General features: G+C 68.9%; 27 protein-coding genes. 25 read left to right on the forward strand and 2 right to left on the reverse strand.

The genetic code is table 11. The annotated features are described in order from the left end of the window. The 4 genes from fusA (at position 1) to ABZ693_RS02920 (ending at position 6,221) form a co-directional block, all read left to right on the forward strand. Positions 1-2,127 (forward strand): elongation factor G, encoded by a 2,127-nt coding sequence (fusA, locus tag ABZ693_RS02905; RefSeq protein ID WP_359872651.1) that lies wholly within the window; start codon positions 1-3, stop codon positions 2,125-2,127. 146 nt (positions 2,128-2,273) lie between these two features. Next, positions 2,274-3,467 carry an elongation factor Tu gene (tuf, locus tag ABZ693_RS02910; protein ID WP_359872653.1) on the forward strand — a complete coding sequence of 398 codons (1,194 nt, stop codon included), beginning with the start codon at positions 2,274-2,276 and terminating at the stop codon, positions 3,465-3,467. A 249-nt stretch (positions 3,468-3,716) separates the two neighbouring features. Next, positions 3,717-4,532 carry an NshR/TsnR family 23S rRNA methyltransferase gene (gene nshR / locus ABZ693_RS02915; RefSeq protein ID WP_359872655.1) on the forward strand — a complete coding sequence of 272 codons (816 nt, stop codon included), beginning with the start codon at positions 3,717-3,719 and terminating at the stop codon, positions 4,530-4,532. A 264-nt stretch (positions 4,533-4,796) separates the two neighbouring features. Further along, positions 4,797-6,221 carry a peptidoglycan recognition protein family protein gene (locus ABZ693_RS02920; RefSeq protein ID WP_359872657.1) on the forward strand — a complete coding sequence of 475 codons (1,425 nt, stop codon included), beginning with the start codon at positions 4,797-4,799 and terminating at the stop codon, positions 6,219-6,221. Positions 6,222-6,263: 42 nt separating this feature from the next. On the opposite strand, the gene ABZ693_RS02925 is transcribed toward ABZ693_RS02920, so the two are convergent. Then, positions 6,264-8,273, reverse strand: coding sequence for a PIG-L family deacetylase (locus tag ABZ693_RS02925; RefSeq protein ID WP_359872659.1), 2,010 nt, complete (start codon positions 8,271-8,273; stop codon positions 6,264-6,266). A gap of 260 nt (positions 8,274-8,533) precedes the next feature. Then, entirely contained in the window at positions 8,534-9,109 is a 576-nt protein-coding gene (locus ABZ693_RS02930) for a 2'-5' RNA ligase family protein (RefSeq protein WP_359872661.1), read from the reverse strand. Positions 9,110-9,468: 359 nt separating this feature from the next. Here ABZ693_RS02930 and ABZ693_RS02935 point away from each other — a divergent pair, with 359 nt between their 5' ends. From ABZ693_RS02935 to rpmD, 21 genes are all read left to right on the forward strand, one after another. Further along, positions 9,469-10,323: an endo alpha-1,4 polygalactosaminidase gene (locus ABZ693_RS02935; protein WP_359872663.1), complete on the forward strand. Its 855-nt coding sequence runs from the start codon at positions 9,469-9,471 to the stop codon at positions 10,321-10,323. A 535-nt stretch (positions 10,324-10,858) separates the two neighbouring features. Continuing rightward, entirely contained in the window at positions 10,859-11,167 is a 309-nt protein-coding gene (gene rpsJ, locus ABZ693_RS02940; RefSeq protein WP_003948644.1) for a 30S ribosomal protein S10, read from the forward strand. Positions 11,168-11,180: 13 nt separating this feature from the next. Continuing rightward, entirely contained in the window at positions 11,181-11,825 is a 645-nt protein-coding gene (rplC, locus tag ABZ693_RS02945) for a 50S ribosomal protein L3 (RefSeq protein WP_359872665.1), read from the forward strand. Between the two features lie 4 nt (positions 11,826-11,829). Then, a complete protein-coding gene (gene rplD / locus ABZ693_RS02950; protein WP_359872667.1) occupies positions 11,830-12,480 on the forward strand; it encodes a 50S ribosomal protein L4 in 651 nt (216 codons plus the stop codon). Next, positions 12,480-12,797 (forward strand): 50S ribosomal protein L23, encoded by a 318-nt coding sequence (rplW, locus tag ABZ693_RS02955; RefSeq protein WP_282694359.1) that lies wholly within the window; start codon positions 12,480-12,482, stop codon positions 12,795-12,797. Before rplD ends, rplW begins: the two co-directional genes overlap by 1 nt. A 39-nt stretch (positions 12,798-12,836) precedes the next feature. Next, the gene (gene rplB, locus ABZ693_RS02960; protein ID WP_359872669.1) at positions 12,837-13,673 is read left to right on the forward strand and encodes a 50S ribosomal protein L2; all 837 of its coding nucleotides are present in this window, start codon (positions 12,837-12,839) and stop codon (positions 13,671-13,673) included. A gap of 12 nt (positions 13,674-13,685) precedes the next feature. Further along, entirely contained in the window at positions 13,686-13,967 is a 282-nt protein-coding gene (gene rpsS / locus ABZ693_RS02965) for a 30S ribosomal protein S19 (protein ID WP_030154697.1), read from the forward strand. A 44-nt stretch (positions 13,968-14,011) separates the two neighbouring features. Then, positions 14,012-14,359, forward strand: coding sequence for a 50S ribosomal protein L22 (gene rplV / locus ABZ693_RS02970; protein ID WP_058848120.1), 348 nt, complete (start codon positions 14,012-14,014; stop codon positions 14,357-14,359). Continuing rightward, positions 14,359-15,186, forward strand: a complete 828-nt coding sequence (gene rpsC / locus ABZ693_RS02975; RefSeq protein ID WP_356063786.1) for a 30S ribosomal protein S3 — start codon at positions 14,359-14,361, stop codon at positions 15,184-15,186. The genes rplV and rpsC overlap by 1 nt, the downstream gene beginning before the upstream one ends. A gap of 5 nt (positions 15,187-15,191) precedes the next feature. Then, the gene (gene rplP / locus ABZ693_RS02980; RefSeq protein WP_015035580.1) at positions 15,192-15,611 is read left to right on the forward strand and encodes a 50S ribosomal protein L16; all 420 of its coding nucleotides are present in this window, start codon (positions 15,192-15,194) and stop codon (positions 15,609-15,611) included. Continuing rightward, positions 15,611-15,835: a 50S ribosomal protein L29 gene (rpmC, locus tag ABZ693_RS02985; protein WP_030494258.1), complete on the forward strand. Its 225-nt coding sequence runs from the start codon at positions 15,611-15,613 to the stop codon at positions 15,833-15,835. Before rplP ends, rpmC begins: the two co-directional genes overlap by 1 nt. Then, a complete protein-coding gene (rpsQ, locus tag ABZ693_RS02990) occupies positions 15,835-16,113 on the forward strand; it encodes a 30S ribosomal protein S17 (RefSeq protein ID WP_359872672.1) in 279 nt (92 codons plus the stop codon). The genes rpmC and rpsQ overlap by 1 nt, the downstream gene beginning before the upstream one ends. Before the next feature lie 133 nt (positions 16,114-16,246). Further along, the gene (gene rplN / locus ABZ693_RS02995) at positions 16,247-16,615 is read left to right on the forward strand and encodes a 50S ribosomal protein L14 (protein WP_003956455.1); all 369 of its coding nucleotides are present in this window, start codon (positions 16,247-16,249) and stop codon (positions 16,613-16,615) included. Between the two features lie 2 nt (positions 16,616-16,617). Next, on the forward strand, positions 16,618-16,929 hold the full coding sequence (rplX, locus tag ABZ693_RS03000; protein ID WP_359872674.1) for a 50S ribosomal protein L24: 312 nt from the start codon (positions 16,618-16,620) through the stop codon (positions 16,927-16,929). Further along, entirely contained in the window at positions 16,929-17,480 is a 552-nt protein-coding gene (rplE, locus tag ABZ693_RS03005; protein WP_359872676.1) for a 50S ribosomal protein L5, read from the forward strand. Before rplX ends, rplE begins: the two co-directional genes overlap by 1 nt. A gap of 5 nt (positions 17,481-17,485) precedes the next feature. Further along, on the forward strand, positions 17,486-17,671 hold the full coding sequence (locus ABZ693_RS03010) for a type Z 30S ribosomal protein S14 (protein WP_003948630.1): 186 nt from the start codon (positions 17,486-17,488) through the stop codon (positions 17,669-17,671). 223 nt (positions 17,672-17,894) lie between these two features. After that, positions 17,895-18,293: a 30S ribosomal protein S8 gene (gene rpsH, locus ABZ693_RS03015; protein ID WP_359872678.1), complete on the forward strand. Its 399-nt coding sequence runs from the start codon at positions 17,895-17,897 to the stop codon at positions 18,291-18,293. A 20-nt stretch (positions 18,294-18,313) separates the two neighbouring features. Then, positions 18,314-18,853, forward strand: coding sequence for a 50S ribosomal protein L6 (gene rplF / locus ABZ693_RS03020; RefSeq protein ID WP_359872680.1), 540 nt, complete (start codon positions 18,314-18,316; stop codon positions 18,851-18,853). Positions 18,854-18,856: 3 nt separating this feature from the next. Further along, complete coding sequence (gene rplR / locus ABZ693_RS03025) at positions 18,857-19,240, forward strand: 50S ribosomal protein L18 (RefSeq protein ID WP_359872682.1); 384 nt, start codon at positions 18,857-18,859, stop codon at positions 19,238-19,240. Positions 19,241-19,285: 45 nt separating this feature from the next. Continuing rightward, on the forward strand, positions 19,286-19,891 hold the full coding sequence (gene rpsE, locus ABZ693_RS03030; RefSeq protein ID WP_005313527.1) for a 30S ribosomal protein S5: 606 nt from the start codon (positions 19,286-19,288) through the stop codon (positions 19,889-19,891). Continuing rightward, on the forward strand, positions 19,891-20,073 hold the full coding sequence (gene rpmD, locus ABZ693_RS03035; RefSeq protein WP_018550611.1) for a 50S ribosomal protein L30: 183 nt from the start codon (positions 19,891-19,893) through the stop codon (positions 20,071-20,073). Before rpsE ends, rpmD begins: the two co-directional genes overlap by 1 nt. Position 20,074: the final 1 nt, after the last annotated feature.

A 20,074-nucleotide genomic window follows, 5' to 3' on the forward strand; every position in this document is an offset into this window, starting at 1 on the left:
ATGGCTACCACTTCGCTTGACCTGGCCAAGGTGCGCAACATCGGCATCATGGCCCACATCGACGCGGGCAAGACGACCACCACCGAGCGGATCCTGTTCTACACCGGCGTTTCGTACAAGATCGGTGAGGTCCACGACGGCGCCGCCACGATGGACTGGATGGAGCAGGAGCAGGAGCGTGGCATCACGATCACGTCTGCTGCCACCACCTGCCACTGGCCGCTCGAGGACGTCGATCACACGATCAACATCATCGACACGCCGGGTCACGTCGACTTCACCGTCGAGGTGGAGCGTTCGCTGCGCGTGCTCGACGGTGCTGTCACCGTGTTCGACGGCGTGGCCGGCGTCGAGCCCCAGTCCGAGACCGTCTGGCGTCAGGCGGACCGCTACGGCGTTCCGCGTATCTGCTTCGTCAACAAGCTCGACCGCACCGGTGCCGACTTCCTGCGCTGCGTGGGCATGATCGACGAGCGCCTCGGCGCGACCCCGATCGTCATGCAGCTCCCGATCGGTGCCGAGGCCGACTTCCAGGGCGTCGTCGACCTCGTCCGCATGAAGGCTCTCGTCTGGTCCGCCGACGCGAGCAAGGGCGAGATGTACGACATCGTCGACATCCCGGCCGACATGCAGGAGCTCGCCGAGGAGTACCGCGGCAAGCTGCTCGAGGGTGTCGCCGAGAACGACGACGAGCTCATGGAGCTCTTCCTCGAGGGCACCGAGCCCACCGAGGAGCAGCTCTACGCGGCCGTCCGTCGCATCACGATCGCCTCGGGTTCCGCCGAGTCGACCACGGTCACCCCGGTGTTCTGTGGCACCGCGTTCAAGAACAAGGGCGTTCAGCCCCTGCTCGACGCCGTCGTGCGCTTCCTCCCCTCGCCGCTCGACGTCGAGGCCATCGAGGGCCACGACGTCAAGGACGCCGAGGTCGTCGTCACGCGCAAGCCGTCCGAGGACGAGCCGCTGGCCGCCCTCGCGTTCAAGATCGCGAGCGACCCGCACCTCGGCAAGCTCACCTTCGTCCGGGTGTACTCGGGCCGCATGGAGGCCGGCACCGCGGTGCTGAACTCCGTGAAGGGCAAGAAGGAGCGCATCGGCAAGATCTACCGTATGCACGCGAACAAGCGTGAGGAGATCGACTCGGTGGGCGCCGGCGACATCGTCGCCGTCATGGGCCTGAAGCAGACCACCACCGGTGAGACGCTGTGCGACGACAAGAAGCCGGTCATCCTGGAGTCCATGGACTTCCCGGCGCCGGTCATCCAGGTCGCGATCGAGCCCAAGTCCAAGGGTGACCAGGAGAAGCTGGGTGTCGCCATCCAGCGTCTCGCGGAGGAGGACCCCTCCTTCCAGGTTCACTCGGACGAGGAGACCGGCCAGACCATCATCGGTGGTATGGGCGAGCTTCACCTCGACATCCTCGTCGACCGTATGCGTCGCGAGTTCAAGGTCGAGGCGAACGTCGGCAAGCCGCAGGTCGCGTACCGCGAGACGATCCGCAAGGCCGTCGAGCGCGTGGACTTCACCCACAAGAAGCAGACCGGTGGTACCGGTCAGTTCGCCAAGGTGCAGATCGCGATCGAGCCGATCGAGGCCGGCGAGGCCTCGTACGAGTTCGTGAACAAGGTCACCGGTGGCCGCATCCCCAAGGAGTACATCCCCTCGGTGGACGCGGGCGCGCAGGAGGCCATGCAGTTCGGCATCCTGGCGGGCTACGAGATGACCGGTGTCCGTGTCATCCTGCTCGACGGTGCCTACCACGAGGTCGACTCCTCCGAGCTCGCCTTCAAGATCGCCGGTTCGCAGGCCTTCAAGGAGGCCGCGCGCAAGGCGTCGCCCGTGCTCCTCGAGCCGATGATGGCCGTCGAGGTCACCACGCCCGATGACTACATGGGCGAGGTCGTCGGCGACATCAACTCCCGCCGTGGCCAGATCCAGGCCATGGAGGAGCGTCACGGTGCCCGCATCGTGAAGGGCCTCGTGCCCCTGTCGGAGATGTTCGGCTACGTCGGAGACCTCCGCAGCAAGACCTCGGGTCGCGCAAGCTACTCGATGCAGTTCGACTCCTACGCCGAGGTTCCGCGGAACGTCGCCGAGGAGATCATCGCGAAGGCCAAGGGCGAGTAACGCTCCGCGTTTCCACGCTTTAGGCTTGACACCGACCGCCGGGGAAGGACCCGGAAGGGAACATCCCCGGCGGGCGGCACCCCAGCAAAGATCATCCTGGCGCCGATGAAGCAAGGCGTTCAGAACCACTCCACAGGAGGACCCCAGTGGCGAAGGCGAAGTTCGAGCGGACTAAGCCGCACGTCAACATCGGCACCATCGGTCACATCGACCACGGTAAGACGACCCTCACGGCCGCCATTACCAAGGTGCTGCACGACGCGTACCCGGAGCTGAACGAGGCCTCGGCGTTCGACCAGATCGACAAGGCTCCCGAGGAGCGCCAGCGCGGTATCACGATCTCGATCGCGCACGTCGAGTACCAGACCGAGTCGCGTCACTACGCGCACGTCGACTGCCCCGGTCACGCCGACTACATCAAGAACATGATCACCGGTGCTGCCCAGATGGACGGCGCCATCCTCGTGGTCGCCGCCACCGACGGCCCGATGCCGCAGACCAAGGAGCACGTGCTCCTGGCCCGCCAGGTCGGCGTTCCGTACATCGTCGTCGCCCTGAACAAGGCCGACATGGTGGACGACGAGGAGATCCTGGAGCTCGTCGAGCTCGAGGTCCGTGAGCTCCTCACCGAGTACGAGTTCCCGGGCGACGACCTGCCGGTCGTCCGCGTCTCCGCGCTCAAGGCCCTCGAGGGCGACAAGGAGTGGGGCGAGAAGCTCCTCGGCCTCATGAAGGCCGTCGACGAGTCGATCCCGCAGCCCGAGCGTGACGTCGACAAGCCGTTCCTGATGCCGATCGAGGACGTCTTCACGATCACCGGTCGTGGCACCGTCGTCACCGGTCGTATCGAGCGTGGTGTCCTCAAGGTCAACGAGACCGTCGACATCATCGGCATCAAGACCGAGAAGACCACCACCACGGTCACCGGCATCGAGATGTTCCGCAAGCTGCTCGACGAGGGCCAGGCCGGTGAGAACGTCGGTCTGCTCCTCCGTGGCATCAAGCGCGAGGACGTCGAGCGCGGCCAGGTCATCATCAAGCCCGGTTCGGTCACCCCGCACACCGAGTTCGAGGCCCAGGCCTACATCCTGTCGAAGGACGAGGGTGGCCGTCACACCCCGTTCTTCAACAACTACCGCCCGCAGTTCTACTTCCGTACCACGGACGTGACCGGCGTCGTGACCCTCCCCGAGGGCACCGAGATGGTCATGCCGGGCGACAACACCTCCATGAACGTCCAGCTGATCCAGCCGGTCGCCATGGAGGAGGGCCTCAAGTTCGCCATCCGTGAGGGTGGCCGGACCGTCGGCGCCGGCCAGGTCGTCAAGATCGTCAAGTAAGTCCGCTTGCCTGACGGCTGATTGACCGGGTCGCTCCGAAGGAGCGCTCGAATCACGCGAAGGGCCCGTACGACTCCGGTCGTACGGGCCCTTTGTCGTACCCGGCGGCGGCCGGCGGGGCGGATTTCCCGGGCGCGCGGGAATGGGAAATGGCGGGTTTCCCCGGGAAAACAATTCGGGGGCGAGGTGCCGTCCCGGCCTCCGGAAAGCGTCCGAATCGGTCACATTGCCTGTGCTACCGTCTGCGTCGTGGCCAATCTTGACGTTATTGTCGACCGTTCCGACCCCGCGGTGCAGCGCATCGTCGATGTGACCAAGCATTCCCGGTCCGTCGTGCGAACGGTGCTGATCGAGGACATCGAGCCCCTGACGCAGAGCATCCGCGCCGGGGTCGAGTTCACCGAGGTCTACGGTCTCGACACCGTGCCGTTCCCGGGTGATCTGCTCGCCGCCTGCGAAAAGCGCGGAATTCGGGTGCGGCTGCTCTCCGCCGCGGTCGCGAATCAGGTTTTCAAGACCGAGAAGAAGCCCAAGGTCTTCGGTATCGCGAAGGTTCCGCCGGCCGGCCGTTTCGCCGACCTGGAGAGCCTTTCCGGCGATGTCGTCCTGCTCGACGGCGTGAAGATCGTCGGCAACATCGGCGCCATCGTGCGGACCGCGTTCGCGCTCGGCGCCGCCGGCATCGTCCTGGTCGACAGCGGCCTCGGCACCATCGCGGACCGCCGGCTCATCCGCGCCAGCCGCGGCTACGTGTTCTCCCTGCCGATCGTGCTCGCGACGCGCGACGAGGCGCTGGCCTTCTTCCGTGACGGCGGGATGCGGCCCGTGGTCTTCGAGGCGGACGGCAAGCTGTCCATCGGAGAGCTCGACGGCATCGACGAGCGGCTCGTGCTCGTGTTCGGCAGCGAGAAGACCGGCCCGTCGGGCGAGTTCGCCGGGGTCGCCACCGAGTCGGTGTCCATCCCGATGAACCCCGCCGCCGAGTCGCTCAACGTCTCGGTGTCGGCCGGCATCGCCCTGCACGGGCGGGCCCGCCGCAACCTCTCCGCCGCCCCGCGCGGCTGAGCGGCCGCCTCGCGCGTTCCGGCCGCGTCCGTACGGCTCCCGGGCCCGCCTCCCTTCGTGGGACGGCGGGCCCGCGTCGTCTCGCGTCCCGTTCGTCCGCTATCTGACGTCCCGTAACATGCGCGCACATCAGGCGTGGGCCGGTCGAGCGGTGGAGGCATGGTGACAGCGGTGGGTCGTACGCGAGGGACGCGAGGGACGCGAGGCAGGCCGGCGCGAGTGCGGACGCGTCGGGGGACGGACGCCCGGGTCCGGCGTGCGGCGGTGGGCGCCGCCCTCGCGGCCGCCCTGGTCCTGACCCCGCAGGCCGCCGCGTACGGAGTGGCCGGCGAGGCCGCCGCCGCTCCCGGGACCGCTCCCGGGGCCGAACCCGGGCACGACCTCACCGGCGGGATCCGCGCGCTCGGCCTGACCGAGCGGGGGAGGGGCGACGCGGTCCTCGCCCGCCAGAGCACCCGGCCGTTCCAGCTCCTGGGCGTCACCTGGACCGACCCCCGGGCCCGGGTCACGGGCCCGATCGAGGTCCGCACCCGCGACCTGGTGACCGGCGCCTGGTCCGGCTGGACCGAGCTGGAGCGGCACCCCGCGGGCCTGGACGGCGAGCGGCCGGGCGGCCCCGGCTCCACCGAGCCGCTGTGGGTCGGCCCCTCCGACGGTGTCGAGGCGCGGGTGGCCGGCGCCCACGGGAAGGAGCCGCTGCCCGCCGGCCTCAAGGTGAACCTGGTCGACCCGCGGATCCCCGACGCCCAGCGCGACGGCGGCCGAGGGCGCGGTGGCGGGAAGGGCGGGAGCGGGAAGAGCGGGATCGGTAAGAGCAGTAAGGGCAGTAAGGGCAGTAAGAGCATTAAGAGCAGTAAGAGCGGGAGCGGGAAGCGCGGGAAGGGCGGAGCCAGGCGGGACGGCGACCCGGGCGGCCGGCCCGCCGCCGACGACTCCCCGACCACCCCGCCCGGCGACCCCGGCCCGCGGTCCACCGCCGCCCGCCCCCGGGTCGTCACCCGGGCCCAGTGGGGCGCCGACGAGTCCGAGGTCACCGAGCCCGCGATCTACCTGCCCGGCGGCCGGATCAAGGCCGCGTTCGTCCACCACACCGACAGCCGCCCGTACGACTGCGCCCAGTCCGCGACGATCATCCAGGGCATCCTCGACTACCACGTGCGCGTCGAGGGCTGGCGGGACATCGGCTACAACTTCCTCGTCGACAAGTGCGGCACGATCTACGAGGGCCGCAAGGGCGGCGTCGACCAGCCCGTGCACGGCGCCCACACCTACGGCTGGAACGCCCAGACCACCGGCGTCGCCGTGATCGGCGATTACACGGGGGAGGGCGCGCCGCGCGCCGCCCTCGCGTCGGTCGCGCGGATCATCGCGTACAAGCTCGGCCAGTACGGGGTCGACCCGCGCGGCCGGACCACCCTGACCGCCGGCGCCTCGCAGACGGCGGGCGGGCGCGGCTATGTGGAGGGCGACACGTACTCCTTCGACACGATCTCCGGCCACCGCGACGGCTTCGCCACCGCCTGCCCCGGCGACGGCCTCTACGGCCAGCTGGCCACGATCCGCGCGTACGCCGCCGCCGACGAGGGCACCGGCAGCGGGGGCGGAGCCGGGGGAGGGGCCGGGGCCGCGGGCGCGGTGGGTCCGCTGTCCTCCGGCGGCCGGTACGAGGCCTTCCTTCCTCGTTTCTGACGTACGGTCAAGGTCCTGATGGTTCCCGTGGGTTGAGGACGGTCAGGGGCGCCAGAGCCAGGGCCGGGCGTCCGCGCCCATGCCGACCGCCAGCGCCCCGCCCGGGTGCAGTACCGGGTCCCCGACCGCCGTCACCCCGCGCGTACGGACGGACAGCCGGTCCCCGTGCCGCAGCTGCACCCGGCCGCGCGGGTCCAGGCCGAGCAGCACCGGGCCGGGGGCCGCGGCGAGCCCGCCGTACCCCTCGAAGGCCGGCGCCGCCCCGGACCCCGGCGTCACGCGCAGCCGGCCCTCGGCGGGCGCCCGGTAGTAGACCGCCACGTCCCGCGGCCCGGGCCCCGGGACCGCCGCGACGGGATCACCCGACAGGGGCAGCGGCGCGGCGAGGGCGCCGTCCACCCAGTGCCGTACCGCCGTCCGGCCCGCCGCCAGCAGATGCGTCCGGCCCGCGCCGTCGACCAGCGCCGTCAGCCCGTCCTGGATGTCGTCGCCGGCCTCGGGCAGCGTCCGCCACGGCCCCCAGCGGCCCTCGGCCGACCGGATCCGGGCCGAGACGCCCTTGTCCGCGTTCCGTACGAACAGACGCACCCGCCCGTCCGGTGCGGCGACCGCCACCGGCGCGCCGATGCGGCGGCCCCGGTCGTCCCCGCGCTCCGGATTGCCGAGCCCCCGCCACGCGTCGAACGGGCCGCCGGGGGACCGCTGTTCGAGCAGCATCACCTCGCGCCGGTCCGGCCCGCCGCGCCCGGTGAGCGCCGCGATCCGCACCCCGAAGAGCAGCAGCCGCCCGTCGGCCGTCGTCGCCGAGCCGAGCGCGGGCACCAGCGGCCCGCCGCCCAGGTCCTCGGGCTCGCCCCACACCCCGGACGCCGGCGCCGTCTCGCGCCAGCGGGCCACCCGCAGCCCGAGCACCCCGTACGCGGTGAGCCGCCCGTCCCGCTCGGCGGCGAGCACCGGGCGGGCGCCGGGCCAGCGGTGGTGGGTGGCGCGCACCCAGCCCTTGCGGTTGGACAGCGGCCGGTTCCCGCCCTGCCCGTAGTCGCCGCAGCCGGACGGATCACCGCAGTCCCAGGCCGGGTCGCCGCCGTACGGCACCAGGTGGGCGGCCTTCTCGGCGAGGACGCGCGGCGGGAGGTTCTTGGGCCAGTGCCGGTTGTAGTAGCCGCGGAACGCCGTCGTCGTGAACGCGGGCACCGGCCCGCCCCCGGCGGTCGCGTCGGCCACCCAGCGCAGCAGCGCCGCCCAGGCGAAGCAGGCGACGGCGGTGTGGTCGCCGTGGTCGGAGTAGCCGGGCTGCTCGCTGTCGCGCTGCGCGGAGGCGAGGCTGCCGTGCTGGATGTCGGGGTCCGGGTCGAGGGTGTGCACGACGGTCGGCCGGTACGTGGCGAACAGCCCGGCGAGCACCTCGACCAGGCGGTCGTGGTCGTAGGTGTCGGAGCGGGTGACGGGGGAGCCGGCGGACAGGTGGGTGGTCAGTTCGAGCGCGCGGTCCTCCCACAGGGCCGGGACGGCCATGGAGCGGTGGGGGGTGTGCATGGGCAGGTTGAGGAAGACCAGCTCGACCCGGCGGCCCGCGTGCTCCAGGGTGTCGGCCTCCGCGTGCCGCCCGGCGGCGAGTCCGACGGTCCGCCGCTTCCAGGGGGTGAACCGGTCGAGGCCGAGCGCTTCGGCATATGCCTGCCGGAGGCCCTGGTGACGGGCGGCGGAGTAGGCGGCCTTGTCGGGCTTGGCGGGCGGCATGCCCGCGACCCCGTTCTTGCCGTTGTGCTCGCCGGCCGTGACGTACACCGTGACCACCGGCACCCCGGCGTCCAGCAGCCGCTGGGTGTCCGGGTTCATGAAGTACAGATCGTCGTCCGGGTGCGCCGCGACCTGCAGGAGCAGTGCCCGGCCGCCCGCCGCGATGGGCCGGCCCGGCGCCGGATCGGCGGACCGGGCGGCCGGCGGCGGTACGGGTACGGAGCATCCGGCGAGCGTCACGGAGGCCGCGGCCGCCGTGACACCGGCGGCACCCGCGAGAAGCGTGCGCCGCGCCACTGTTCGGTTGTCCACCTGGTCCTCGGTCCCCCCGTGAGCGTGCCGCGCCGGCGCTGGTCGGGCGCCGATGCCCTGTGCGTCCGGCTAGTGCTGCGACCGGAAAGGTTCACCTTGCTCGCGACGCCCGGCACGGCACCTCGCCGCGTTGTCGCATCACCCAAGTACATCCAGTACGAGGGCGATTCTCCGCCTTGCGATGCACCGCACCGGACGCCGCGAGCCACCCGGCAAACCTTCCCGGTCGCAGCACTAGACGGGAATTCCGGGAGAGGGGTTCAGCGGGCCGGGTCTCCTTCACTCCCGGGAGTGAGCGGCGGGAAGCCGCCCAGGGGGACGGCCACCCGCACCCGCATCGGCCCGTCGCCCCGCCGGGCCAGCAGCACCAGCTCGTCCACCCGGACCGTGGCCGTGCCGAGCAGCGCGGCGCACTCGGCGGCGAGGAGGGCGGGCTCGCGGCTGCGGCCCAGGGACAGATGCGGGGTGTACGGGCGAGGGTCCGCGCAGTGCGGGAACCGTTCCGCCAGCGCCGCGCGCAGCCGCGTCCACGGCTCCGGGCCCGCGGCGGCCGGGTCGAGCCAGACCGTGGCGTCGTACCGGTGCCGGAACCAGCGCACCCCCGCGAGCCGCGCCTCGAACGGCGGGCAGCCGGCGAGCGCGTCCGCGACCAGCGGCACCGCCCGCCCGAAGTCGGCCTCGGGCACGAACCCGTACACGACATTGACGTGCGGCGGCCAGCGCCGGATCTGCCGGTCGTGCACCCGTCGGACCGCCTGGATCCCCGGCCACAGCCGGTCCGGCGGCAGCCAGGCGAGCGCGGTCCGGAACGTCGGATCGATGTCCGGGTACCCCATGCCTCCAGTGTCGATCACTCACCCGTACCGACGCGGAATGGACTCGGGACCTCGACGGGCTGCCCCGGGACCGCGGCACCGTCTCGTGCACCTGATCGACACTGTCCTCCGAAAGGAGGAATCACGCCGGAGGCCGCGGTGCCACCGGAGCATGGAACCATCGCGCGCGTGCCCGTCAGGGCGCCGCTTTGACATGATCTTTTTGGCTGCTCTACGTTCATGAACGGTCGGCGGTGACCCGCCGGCGAGAGGTATGCCCAGCCGGTGAGAACGGCCCCGCGCCGCCAGTCCGGACCGTGTCGCCAGGACCTGCCGCGTCCGAGGCGGGGACATGCCCCCTTGTGTCGCGGAGTACCGCCATGCGTTTCCCCCCGGCCCTGCCGTCCCGGGCGGCCCTGATCCTCGTCGCCGCGGCGGCCCCTCTCCTGACGGCCTGCGGCGGCGTGGCCGGCCAGCGGGACACCGCCGTTTCCCCCTCCTCCCCCTCCTCGGCGAGCGTGCCGCCACTCGCGCACGCCGGCCTGGACTACCAGCTCGGCGGCGCCTACACCCCGCCGAAGGGCGTCGGCGTCGTCGTCCGTGACCACACCGCCTCACCCGCCCCTGGCGCGTACAACGTCTGCTACGTCAACGCCTTCCAGGCCCAGCCCGGGGCCGAGGACGAGTGGGACCCGGACCTGCTGCTGCGAGACAGCGCGGGAGACGTGGTCGTCGACAAGGACTGGGACGAGGCCGTCCTCGACATCGGCACCGCCGGCAAGCGCGAGCGCGTCGCCCGCCGGGTGAACGCCTGGATCGACTCCTGCGCGGACAAGGGCTTCGACGCGGTGGAACCCGACAACTACGACACCTACACGCGCGTCCCCGACGGTCTCCTGAGCGCGGCGGACGCCGAGGCCTTCGCGTCCCTGCTCGCCGCGCACGCGCACGCGCGGGGCCTCGCCATCGGCCAGAAGAACACCGCGGAGCTCGCGAAGGACCGCGAGCGGGTCGGCTTCGACTTCGCCGTGGTGGAGGAGTGCGGCCAGTACGAGGAGTGCGGCACATACACCCGGGCCTTCGGCGATCGCGTGCTGGTGATCGAGTACACCGCCCAGGGGATGCGCCGGGCCTGCGACGGGTGGGGCGACGAGCTCGCCGTCGTGCGTCGGGACCTGGACCTCGTCACCCCGGACGACGAGGGCTACACGCGCGCGACGTGCGCCGACCCGTAGCCGACCTGTGAGAGAGGGGCGCGGGACGGCGTCCGTACGACGCTCCGGCATATGCCCACACGCTGCCCCCGCCCCGTCACCCGTCCCACGGCCACCGTGCGTCGCGCGGACGCGCCTGTGTGTGTAGGCGCTCGTGACGTGGGGTACAGTCTTCGACCCGATTGGCGGTCCGGTGGGGCCGTATGGCAGACTGGCGGGGTTGCTCGGTTGAGTGCCGATGCTGCGCGCCTCCCGCCGGGAGGACCGGAAGCGAGTCCCACAGTACTCGTCGTCCCTCATGAGGGGCGGACGTACGGGAATCTTCCGGGAAGCGTAAGCGGGGTACCAGCCAGGCGCCCGGTGGGTGTTACACCCCCGAACCGCGGTCACAGGGACCGCACCCCCTTGGTTGGGAAATCCCTAGGGATTTCTTCGTAGAGGGAGTGCGACACGCCCGACCGCGTGGGTCGGAGGAGGAGCGGTGCTCGCGCCTAGCGCGGACACAGCCCGGCGGGTACCAGAGCGTTAAGACAACAGACAGGACTACGAAGTAGCCATGGCGGGACAGAAGATCCGCATCCGGCTCAAGGCCTACGACCACGAGGTCATCGATTCCTCGGCGAAGAAGATCGTCGAGACGGTGACTCGTACCGGTGCGTCGGTCGCGGGCCCGGTGCCGCTGCCCACTGAGAAGAACGTGTACTGCGTCATCAAGTCGCCGCACAAGTACAAGGACTCGCGCGAGCACTTCGAGATGCGCACGCACAAGCGCCTCATCGACATCCTCGACCCCACGCCGAAGACCGTCGACTCGCTCATGCGTCTCGACCTGCCGGCTGGTGTCGACATCGAGATCAAGCTCTGAGGTGACGCGCGAGATGGCTAAGAACATCAAGGGCATCCTGGGCGAGAAGCTCGGCATGACGCAGGTCTGGGACGAGAACAACCGTGTCGTCCCGGTCACCGTCGTCAAGGCCGGTCCGAACGTCGTGACCCAGGTCCGCACGAACGACAGCGACGGCTACGAGTCGGTCCAGATCGCCTTCGGCGAGATCGACCCGCGCAAGGTGAACAAGCCCCTCAAGGGTCACTTCGCCAAGGCCGACGTCACCCCGCGCCGCCACCTGGTGGAGCTCCGCACCGCTGACGCCTCCGAGTACACGCTCGGCCAGGAGATCACCGCCGAGGTCTTCGAGTCCGGCGTGAAGGTCGACGTCACCGGTAAGAGCAAGGGCAAGGGCTTCGCCGGTGTCATGAAGCGCCACAACTTCCGTGGTGGCAAGGCCTCCCACGGTGCGCACCGCGTGCACCGCAAGCCCGGCTCGATCGGTGGCTGCGCCACCCCGGGCCGTGTCTTCAAGGGCATGCGCATGGCCGGTCGCATGGGTAACGAGCGTGTGACCACCCAGAACCTGACCGTTCACGCCGTTGACGCGGAGAAGGGCCTGCTCCTCATCAAGGGCGCAGTTCCTGGTCCGAACGGCGGCCTCGTCCTGGTCCGCACCGCGGCCAAGGGGGCCTGAGGATATGAGCACCATTGACATTCTGTCGCCCTCCGGCGACAAGACCGGGACCGTCGAGCTCCCGGCCGAGATTTTCGAGGCCAAGATCAGCATCCCGCTGATCCACCAGGTCGTCGTCGCGCAGCTGGCCGCCGCCCGTCAGGGCACGCACAAGGTCAAGACGCGTGGCGAGGTTCGTGGTGGTGGCCGGAAGCCGTACCGCCAGAAGGGCACCGGCCGCGCCCGTCAGGGTTCGACCCGCGCCCCGCAGTTCGCCGGTGGTGGCGTCGTGCACGGTCCCGTGCCGCGTGACTACTCGCAGCGGACCCCGAAGAAGATGAAGGCCGCCGCCCTGCGTGGTGCCCTCTCCGACCGGGCGAACCACTCCCGCATCCACGTCGTCTCCGGCGTGGTCGAGGGTGCGGTGTCCACCAAGGCCGCCAAGACGCTGTTCGGCAAGATCTCGGAGCGCAAGAACGTGCTCCTGGTCGTCGAGCGCTCGGACGAGGCCGCGTGGCTGTCCGCCCGCAACCTGCCCCAGGTGCACATCCTGGAGCCGGGCCAGCTGAACACGTACGACGTGATGCGATCCGACGACGTGGTCTTCACCCAGGCCGCCCTCGAGTCCTTCGTGTCTGGCCCCAAGGCCGCTGACATTGAGGGGAACGAAGCCTGATGGCCGAGATCACCAGCAAGACCTTCACGGACCCGCGCGACATCCTCGTCAAGCCGGTTGTCTCCGAGAAGAGCTACGCGCTGCTCGACGAGAACAAGTACACGTTCATCGTCGCGCCCACCGCCAACAAGACCCAGATCAAGCAGGCCGTCGAGGCGGTCTTCTCGGTCAAGGTCGCCGGGGTCAACACGATCAACCGTCAGGGCAAGCGCAAGCGCACCCGCACCGGTTTCGGCAAGCGCGCCAACACCAAGCGCGCCATCGTGACCCTTGCTGAGGGCAACCGAATCGACATCTTCGGCGGCCCGACCGCCTAACGGCGGTCGAGTCGTCCGATATCGGACGAGGACTGAGAAATGGGTATCCGCAAGTACAAGCCGACGACGCCGGGACGCCGTGGCGCCTCCGTCGCCGACTTCGTCGAGATCACGCGGTCCACGCCGGAGAAGTCGCTGGTCCGCCCGCTGCACAGCAAGGGTGGCCGTAACAACACCGGTCGTGTGACCGTCCGTCACCAGGGTGGTGGCCACAAGCGCGCCTACCGCGTGATCGACTTCCGTCGTCACGACAAGGACGGCGTGCCGGCCAAGGTCGCTCACATCGAGTACGACCCGAACCGCACCGCCCGCATCGCGCTGCTCCACTACGCGGACGGCGAGAAGCGCTACATCATCGCCCCGCGCGGCCTCACGCAGGGTGACCGGGTGGAGAACGGCCCCACGGCCGACATCAAGCCCGGCAACAACCTGGCCCTCCGCAACATCCCGGTCGGTACCACGATCCACGCGATCGAGCTCCGTCCCGGCGGTGGCGCCAAGTTCGCCCGCTCCGCAGGTGCCTCCGTGCAGCTGCTCGCGAAGGAGGGCACGATGGCCCACCTCCGCATGCCGTCTGGCGAGATCCGTCTGGTCGACGCCCGCTGCCGCGCCACCATCGGTGAGGTCGGCAACGCCGAGCAGTCGAACATCAACTGGGGCAAGGCCGGCCGCAAGCGCTGGCTCGGCGTCCGCCCGACCGTTCGCGGTGTGGCGATGAACCCGGTTGACCACCCGCACGGTGGTGGTGAGGGCAAGACCTCCGGTGGTCGTCACCCGGTCTCCCCGTGGGGTCAGAAGGAGGGTCGTACTCGTTCGCCGAAGAAGGCTTCGAACAAGTACATCGTCCGCCGCCGCAAGACGAACAAGAAGCGCTAGGAGCGGGTTTAGATGCCGCGCAGTCTCAAGAAGGGACCCTTCGTCGACGGCCACCTCGTCAAGAAGGTGGACGCCCAGAACGAAGCCGGTACCAAGAACGTCATCAAGACCTGGTCCCGTCGCTCCATGATCATCCCGGCGATGCTGGGTCACACGATCGCGGTGCACAACGGCAAGACCCACGTCCCGGTGTTCGTCACCGAGTCGATGGTCGGGCACAAGCTCGGCGAGTTCTCGCCGACGCGTACCTTCCGGGGTCACGTCAAGGATGACCGGAAGTCGAAGCGCCGCTAGTAGCGGATCGCATTCAGACACGTAAGTAACTGAGAGGGACAACCATGGAAGCCAGGGCCCAGGCGCGGTACATCCGCGTCACGCCCATGAAGGCCCGCCGCGTGGTGGACCTGATCCGTGGCATGGATGCCACGGAGGCTCAGGCTGTTCTGCGATTCGCTCCGCAGGCAGCCTCCGTGCCGGTCGGCAAGGTGCTCGACAGCGCCATCGCCAACGCCGCGCACAACTACGACCACTCGGACGCCTCTTCGCTGTTCATCAGCGAGGCGTACGTCGACGAGGGCCCGACCCTGAAGCGGTTCCGTCCGCGTGCCCAGGGCCGTGCCTACCGGATCCGCAAGCGGACCAGCCACATCACCGTGGTCGTCAGCAGCAAGGAAGGAACCCGGTAATGGGCCAGAAGGTAAACCCGCACGGGTTCCGGCTCGGCATCACCACCGACTTCAAGTCGCGTTGGTACGCCGACAAGCTGTACAAGGACTACGTCAAGGAAGACGTCGCCATCCGTCGGATGCTGACGTCCGGCATGGAGCGCGCCGGCATCTCGAAGGTTGAGATCGAGCGCACCCGTGACCGTGTCCGCGTGGACATCCACACCGCTCGCCCGGGCATCGTCATCGGCCGCCGCGGCGCCGAGGCCGACAAGATCCGTGGCCAGCTGGAGAAGCTGACCGGCAAGCAGGTTCAGCTGAACATCCTCGAGGTCAAGAACCCCGAGGTCGACGCTCAGCTGGTGGCCCAGGCCGTCGCCGAGCAGCTGTCCTCCCGCGTTTCCTTCCGTCGGGCCATGCGCAAGAGCATGCAGTCCGCCATGAAGGCCGGCGCCAAGGGCATCAAGATCCAGTGTGGTGGCCGTCTCGGCGGCGCCGAGATGTCCCGCTCGGAGTTCTACCGCGAGGGTCGTGTGCCGCTGCACACGCTGCGCGCGAACGTCGAGTACGGCTTCTTCGAGGCCAAGACGACCTTCGGCCGCATCGGCGTGAAGGTCTGGATCTACAAGGGCGACGTCAAGAACATCGCCGAGGTCCGCGCCGAGAACGCCGCTGCCCGCGCCGGCAACCGTCCGGCCCGTGGCGGCGCTGACCGCCCGGCCCGCGGTGGCCGTGGTGGCGAGCGTGGCGGTCGCGGTCGCAAGCCGCAGCAGGCTCCCGCTGCCGAGGCCCCCAAGGCCGAGGCCGCCGCCGCTCCGGCTGCTGAGAGCACCGGAACGGAGGCCTGACCGAAATGCTGATCCCCCGTAGGGTCAAGCACCGCAAGCAGCACCACCCGAAGCGCAGCGGTATGTCCAAGGGTGGCACGCAGGTTGCGTTCGGCGAGTACGGCATTCAGGCCCTCACCCCGGCCTACGTGACCAACCGCCAGATCGAGGCCGCGCGTATCGCGATGACCCGCCACATCAAGCGTGGCGGCAAGGTCTGGATCAACATCTACCCGGACCGCCCGCTCACGAAGAAGCCTGCCGAGACCCGCATGGGTTCCGGTAAGGGTTCTCCGGAGTGGTGGATCGCGAACGTCAAGCCCGGTCGGGTGATGTTCGAGCTGTCCTACCCGAACGAGAAGATCGCGCGTGAGGCTCTGACTCGTGCGGCTCACAAGCTGCCGATGAAGTGCAAGATCGTTAAGCGCGAGGCAGGTGAGCTGTGATGTCGGCCGGTACCAAGGCGTCCGAGCTGCGCGAGCTGGGCAACGAGGAGCTTGTCGCCAAGCTCCGCGAGGCCAAGGAAGAGCTGTTCAATCTCCGCTTCCAGGCGGCGACGGGCCAGCTCGAGAACCACGGCCGTCTGCGGGCGGTCCGCAAGGACATCGCCCGTATCTACACCCTCATGCGCGAGCGTGAGCTCGGCATTGAGACGGTGGAGAACGCCTGATGAGCGAGAACAACGTGACTGAGAACGAGCGCAACGCCCGCAAGGTGCGTGAGGGCCTGGTCGTCAGCGACAAGATGGACAAGACCGTCGTCGTCGCCGTTGAGGACCGCGTCAAGCACGCGCTGTACGGCAAGATCATCCGCCGTACGAACAAGCTCAAGGCTCACGACGAGCAGAACCAGGCCGGCGTCGGCGACCGCGTCCTCCTCATGGAGACGCGCAAGCTGTCCGCCACGAAGCACTGGCGTGTCATCGAGATCCTCGAGAAGGCCAAGTAATTCCCGTCAGGGAAGTACGAAGGTAAGCAATCCCTCCTAGGGGGACTCCCTAGGAATCGTTCCGCCAGGCTCGGCAGGGGCCCCACGTGAGTGAGGCCCCCGCCGGGAACCGGCAGACAATCAGGAGATAGACGTGATCCAGCAGGAGTCGCGACTTCGTGTTGCCGACAACACTGGTGCGAAGGAGATCCTTTGCATCCGTGTTCTCGGTGGCTCGGGTCGCCGCTACGCGGGCATCGGTGACGTCATCGTCGCCACCGTCAAGGACGCGATCCCCGGTGGCAACGTGAAGAAGGGTGACGTCGTCAAGGCGGTCATCGTTCGCACCGTCAAGGAGCGTCGCCGTCAGGACGGCTCGTACATCCGCTTCGACGAGAACGCCGCCGTCATTCTGAAGAACGACGGCGACCCTCGCGGCACCCGTATCTTCGGCCCGGTCGGCCGTGAGCTGCGCGAGAAGAAGTTCATGAAGATCATCTCGCTCGCGCCGGAGGTGCTGTAAGCATGAAGATCAAGAAGGGCGACCTGGTCCAGGTCATCACCGGCAAGGACAAGGGCAAGCAGGGCAAGGTCATCGCGGCCTTCCCGACTGAGTCCCGCGTCCTCGTCGAGGGTGTCAACCGGGTCAAGAAGCACACGAAGGCCGGCCCGAACCAGGCCGGTGGCATCGTGACCACCGAGGCCCCGGTCCACGTGAGCAACGTTCAGCTCGTCGTGGAGAAGGACGGCAAGAAGGTCGTCACCCGCGTCGGTTACCGCTTCGACGACAACGGCAACAAGGTTCGCGTTGCCAAGCGCACGGGTGAGGACATCTGATGGCTACCACTCCGCGTCTGAAGACGAAGTACCGCGAGGACATCGCGGGCAAGATGCGTGACGAGTTCAAGTACGAGAACGTCATGCAGATTCCCGGCCTCGTCAAGATCGTGGTCAACATGGGTGTCGGCGACGCCGCCCGTGACTCGAAGCTGATCGACGGCGCGATCCGCGACCTCACCACGATCACCGGTCAGAAGCCGGCCGTCACCAAGGCCCGCAAGTCCATCGCGCAGTTCAAGCTGCGCGAGGGTCAGCCGATCGGTGCCCACGTCACGCTCCGTGGCGACCGCATGTGGGAGTTCCTGGACCGCACCCTGTCGCTCGCGCTGCCGCGCATCCGCGACTTCCGCGGCCTGTCCCCGAAGCAGTTCGACGGCCGTGGCAACTACACCTTCGGTCTCACGGAGCAGGTCATGTTCCACGAGATCGACCAGGACAAGATCGACCGCGTCCGGGGTATGGACATCACCGTGGTGACCACGGCGACCAACGACGACGAGGGCCGTGCCCTTCTGCGTCACCTCGGCTTCCCGTTCAAGGAGGCGTAAGCGAGATGGCGAAGAAGGCTCTCATCGCGAAGGCTGCCCGCAAGCCCAAGTTCGGTGTGCGTGGGTACACCCGCTGCCAGCGCTGCGGTCGCCCCCACTCCGTGTACCGCAAGTTCGGCCTGTGCCGCGTGTGCCTTCGTGAGATGGCTCACCGTGGCGAGCTGCCGGGCGTGACCAAGAGCTCCTGGTAATTCCCCTTCGCCCTCTGGGCGTTGGTGAATGACCGGAGTCTCTCGGTAAGCAGTGGGCTGGTGGAGGCCCTCCCTTTCATGCCGTAGGCTTGAAGGGTTGGGCGTCCGCCGCCCTTACGACTTACTACGCCGTAGGTCCACCGCACCGCACCCGCCCCGTCTCGGATCGGGGAGAGGGATGGCGCACCAGGAAACCCCGGCGAGAGAGGCCGAAGGCCAATTCATGACCATGACTGATCCGATCGCAGACATGCTCACCCGTCTGCGTAACGCGAACTCGGCGTACCACGACACCGTGGCGATGCCGCACAGCAAGATCAAGTCGCACATCGCGGAAATCCTCCAGCAGGAGGGCTTCATCACCGGCTGGAAGGTCGAGGACGCCGAGGTCGGCAAGAGCCTCGTTCTCGACCTGAAGTTCGGTCCGAACCGTGAGCGCTCCATCGCGGGCATCAAGCGGATCTCGAAGCCGGGCCTCCGGGTTTACGCGAAGTCCACCAACCTGCCGAAGGTTCTCGGCGGCCTGGGCGTGGCGATCATCTCCACGTCCCACGGTCTCCTGACCGGCCAGCAGGCTCAGAAGAAGGGCGTGGGTGGGGAAGTCCTCGCCTACGTCTGGTAGTCGGGAACGGAGGAAAAGCAATGTCGCGTATCGGCAAGCTCCCCATCACGGTTCCCGCCGGCGTGGACGTCACCATCGAGGGCCGCACGGTCACGGTGAAGGGTTCCAAGGGCACCCTGACCCACACCGTCGCCGCGCCGATCGAGATCGTTAAGGGTGAGGACGGCGTTCTGAACGTCACCCGCCCGAACGACGAGCGTCAGAACAAGGCCCTCCACGGCCTGTCCCGCACGCTGGTGGCCAACATGATCACCGGTGTGACCCAGGGGTACATCAAGGCGCTCGAGATCAGCGGTGTCGGTTACCGCGTGGCCGCGAAGGGCTCCAACCTGGAGTTCCAGCTCGGCTACAGCCACCCGATCCTGGTGGAGGCGCCCGAGGGCATCTCCTTCAAGGTCGAGTCGCCGACCAAGTTCTCGGTCGAGGGCATCGACAAGCAGAAGGTCGGCGAGGTCGCCGCGAACATCCGCAAGCTGCGGAAGCCCGACCCGTACAAGGCCAAGGGCGTCAAGTACGCGGGCGAAGTCATCCGCCGCAAGGTCGGAAAGGCTGGTAAGTAAGCCATGGCATACGGTGTCAAGATCGCCAAGGGCGATGCTTACAAGCGCGCTGCCAAGGCGCGTCGTCACCTGCGCATCCGCAAGAGCGTGTCGGGTTCGGCGGAGCGTCCGCGCCTCGTCGTGACGCGTTCGAACCGCGGTATCACCGCCCAGGTCATCGACGACCTCAAGGGTCACACCCTGGCGTCGGCGTCCCACCTGGACGCTTCCGTCCGCGGTGGCGAGGGCGACAAGTCCGCGCAGGCCAAGCAGGTCGGTGCCCTGGTCGCCGAGCGCGCCAAGGCCGCCGGTGTCGAGGCCGTCGTGTTCGACCGTGGTGGCAACAGGTACGCCGGGCGCATTGCCGCTCTGGCTGACGCCGCCCGCGAAGCCGGGCTGAAGTTCTAAGCCCCGGTTCCGGGACTAACGGACGTAACAGAGAGAGGTAATCCAATGGCTGGACCCCAGCGCCGCGGCAGCGGTGCCGGTGGCGGCGAGCGGCGGGACCGGAAGGGCCGCGACGGTGGCGCTGCCGCCGCCGAGAAGACCGCGTACGTTGAGCGCGTAGTCGCGATCAACCGCGTCGCCAAGGTTGTCAAGGGTGGTCGTCGCTTCAGCTTCACCGCGCTGGTCGTGGTGGGCGACGGTGACGGCACCGTCGGTGTCGGTTACGGCAAGGCCAAGGAGGTGCCGGCCGCCATCGCCAAGGGTGTTGAGGAGGCCAAGAAGCACTTCTTCAAGGTCCCCCGTATCCAGGGCACCATCCCGCACCCGATCCAGGGCGAGAAGGCCGCGGGCGTCGTCCTGCTCAAGCCGGCTTCCCCCGGTACCGGTGTGATCGCCGGTGGCCCGGTGCGCGCCGTCCTCGAGTGCGCCGGCGTTCACGACATCCTGTCGAAGTCGCTCGGCTCCGACAACGCGATCAACATCGTGCACGCGACCGTGGCGGCCCTCAAGGGCCTGCAGCGTCCCGAGGAGATCGCGGCTCGCCGTGGTCTGCCCCTCGAGGACGTCGCCCCCGCGGCTCTGCTCCGTGCGCGTGCCGGGGCGGGTGCGTAATGGCTCGCCTCAAGATCACGCAGACGAAGTCGTACATCGGCAGCAAGCAGAACCACCGCGACACGCTGCGTTCGCTCGGGCTCAAGCGCCTGCACGACGTGGTCGTCAAGGAGGACCGCCCCGAGTTCCGCGGAATGGTGCACACCGTCCGCCACCTCGTGACGGTCGAGGAGGTCGACTGAC

Source organism: Streptomyces laurentii (assembly GCF_040635425.1).
In the GTDB taxonomy this organism is placed as follows: Bacteria; Actinomycetota; Actinomycetes; order Streptomycetales; family Streptomycetaceae; genus Streptomyces; species Streptomyces laurentii.

Excerpts from the sequence above, each read along its gene's own strand:
- rplD (WP_359872667.1), top strand. The coding sequence starts at position 11,830 with ATGAGCACCATTGACATTCTGTCGCCCTCCGGCGACAAGACCGGGACC.
- rplR (WP_359872682.1), top strand. The coding sequence starts at position 18,857 with ATGGCATACGGTGTCAAGATCGCCAAGGGCGATGCTTACAAGCGCGCT.
- rpsS (WP_030154697.1), top strand. The coding sequence starts at position 13,686 with ATGCCGCGCAGTCTCAAGAAGGGACCCTTCGTCGACGGCCACCTCGTC.
- fusA (WP_359872651.1), top strand. The coding sequence starts at position 1 with ATGGCTACCACTTCGCTTGACCTGGCCAAGGTGCGCAACATCGGCATC.
- rpsJ (WP_003948644.1), top strand. The coding sequence starts at position 10,859 with ATGGCGGGACAGAAGATCCGCATCCGGCTCAAGGCCTACGACCACGAG.
- ABZ693_RS02930 (WP_359872661.1), bottom strand. The coding sequence starts at position 9,109 with ATGGGGTACCCGGACATCGATCCGACGTTCCGGACCGCGCTCGCCTGG.
- rpmD (WP_018550611.1), top strand. The coding sequence starts at position 19,891 with ATGGCTCGCCTCAAGATCACGCAGACGAAGTCGTACATCGGCAGCAAG.
- rpsQ (WP_359872672.1), top strand. The coding sequence starts at position 15,835 with ATGAGCGAGAACAACGTGACTGAGAACGAGCGCAACGCCCGCAAGGTG.
- rpsH (WP_359872678.1), top strand. The coding sequence starts at position 17,895 with ATGACCATGACTGATCCGATCGCAGACATGCTCACCCGTCTGCGTAAC.
- rplE (WP_359872676.1), top strand. The coding sequence starts at position 16,929 with ATGGCTACCACTCCGCGTCTGAAGACGAAGTACCGCGAGGACATCGCG.
- rplP (WP_015035580.1), top strand. The coding sequence starts at position 15,192 with ATGCTGATCCCCCGTAGGGTCAAGCACCGCAAGCAGCACCACCCGAAG.
- rplW (WP_282694359.1), top strand. The coding sequence starts at position 12,480 with ATGGCCGAGATCACCAGCAAGACCTTCACGGACCCGCGCGACATCCTC.
- rpsE (WP_005313527.1), top strand. The coding sequence starts at position 19,286 with ATGGCTGGACCCCAGCGCCGCGGCAGCGGTGCCGGTGGCGGCGAGCGG.
- rplX (WP_359872674.1), top strand. The coding sequence starts at position 16,618 with ATGAAGATCAAGAAGGGCGACCTGGTCCAGGTCATCACCGGCAAGGAC.
- rplC (WP_359872665.1), top strand. The coding sequence starts at position 11,181 with ATGGCTAAGAACATCAAGGGCATCCTGGGCGAGAAGCTCGGCATGACG.
- rplF (WP_359872680.1), top strand. The coding sequence starts at position 18,314 with ATGTCGCGTATCGGCAAGCTCCCCATCACGGTTCCCGCCGGCGTGGAC.
- rplB (WP_359872669.1), top strand. The coding sequence starts at position 12,837 with ATGGGTATCCGCAAGTACAAGCCGACGACGCCGGGACGCCGTGGCGCC.
- ABZ693_RS03010 (WP_003948630.1), top strand. The coding sequence starts at position 17,486 with ATGGCGAAGAAGGCTCTCATCGCGAAGGCTGCCCGCAAGCCCAAGTTC.
- ABZ693_RS02935 (WP_359872663.1), top strand. The coding sequence starts at position 9,469 with ATGCGTTTCCCCCCGGCCCTGCCGTCCCGGGCGGCCCTGATCCTCGTC.
- rplV (WP_058848120.1), top strand. The coding sequence starts at position 14,012 with ATGGAAGCCAGGGCCCAGGCGCGGTACATCCGCGTCACGCCCATGAAG.
- rpmC (WP_030494258.1), top strand. The coding sequence starts at position 15,611 with ATGTCGGCCGGTACCAAGGCGTCCGAGCTGCGCGAGCTGGGCAACGAG.
- rpsC (WP_356063786.1), top strand. The coding sequence starts at position 14,359 with ATGGGCCAGAAGGTAAACCCGCACGGGTTCCGGCTCGGCATCACCACC.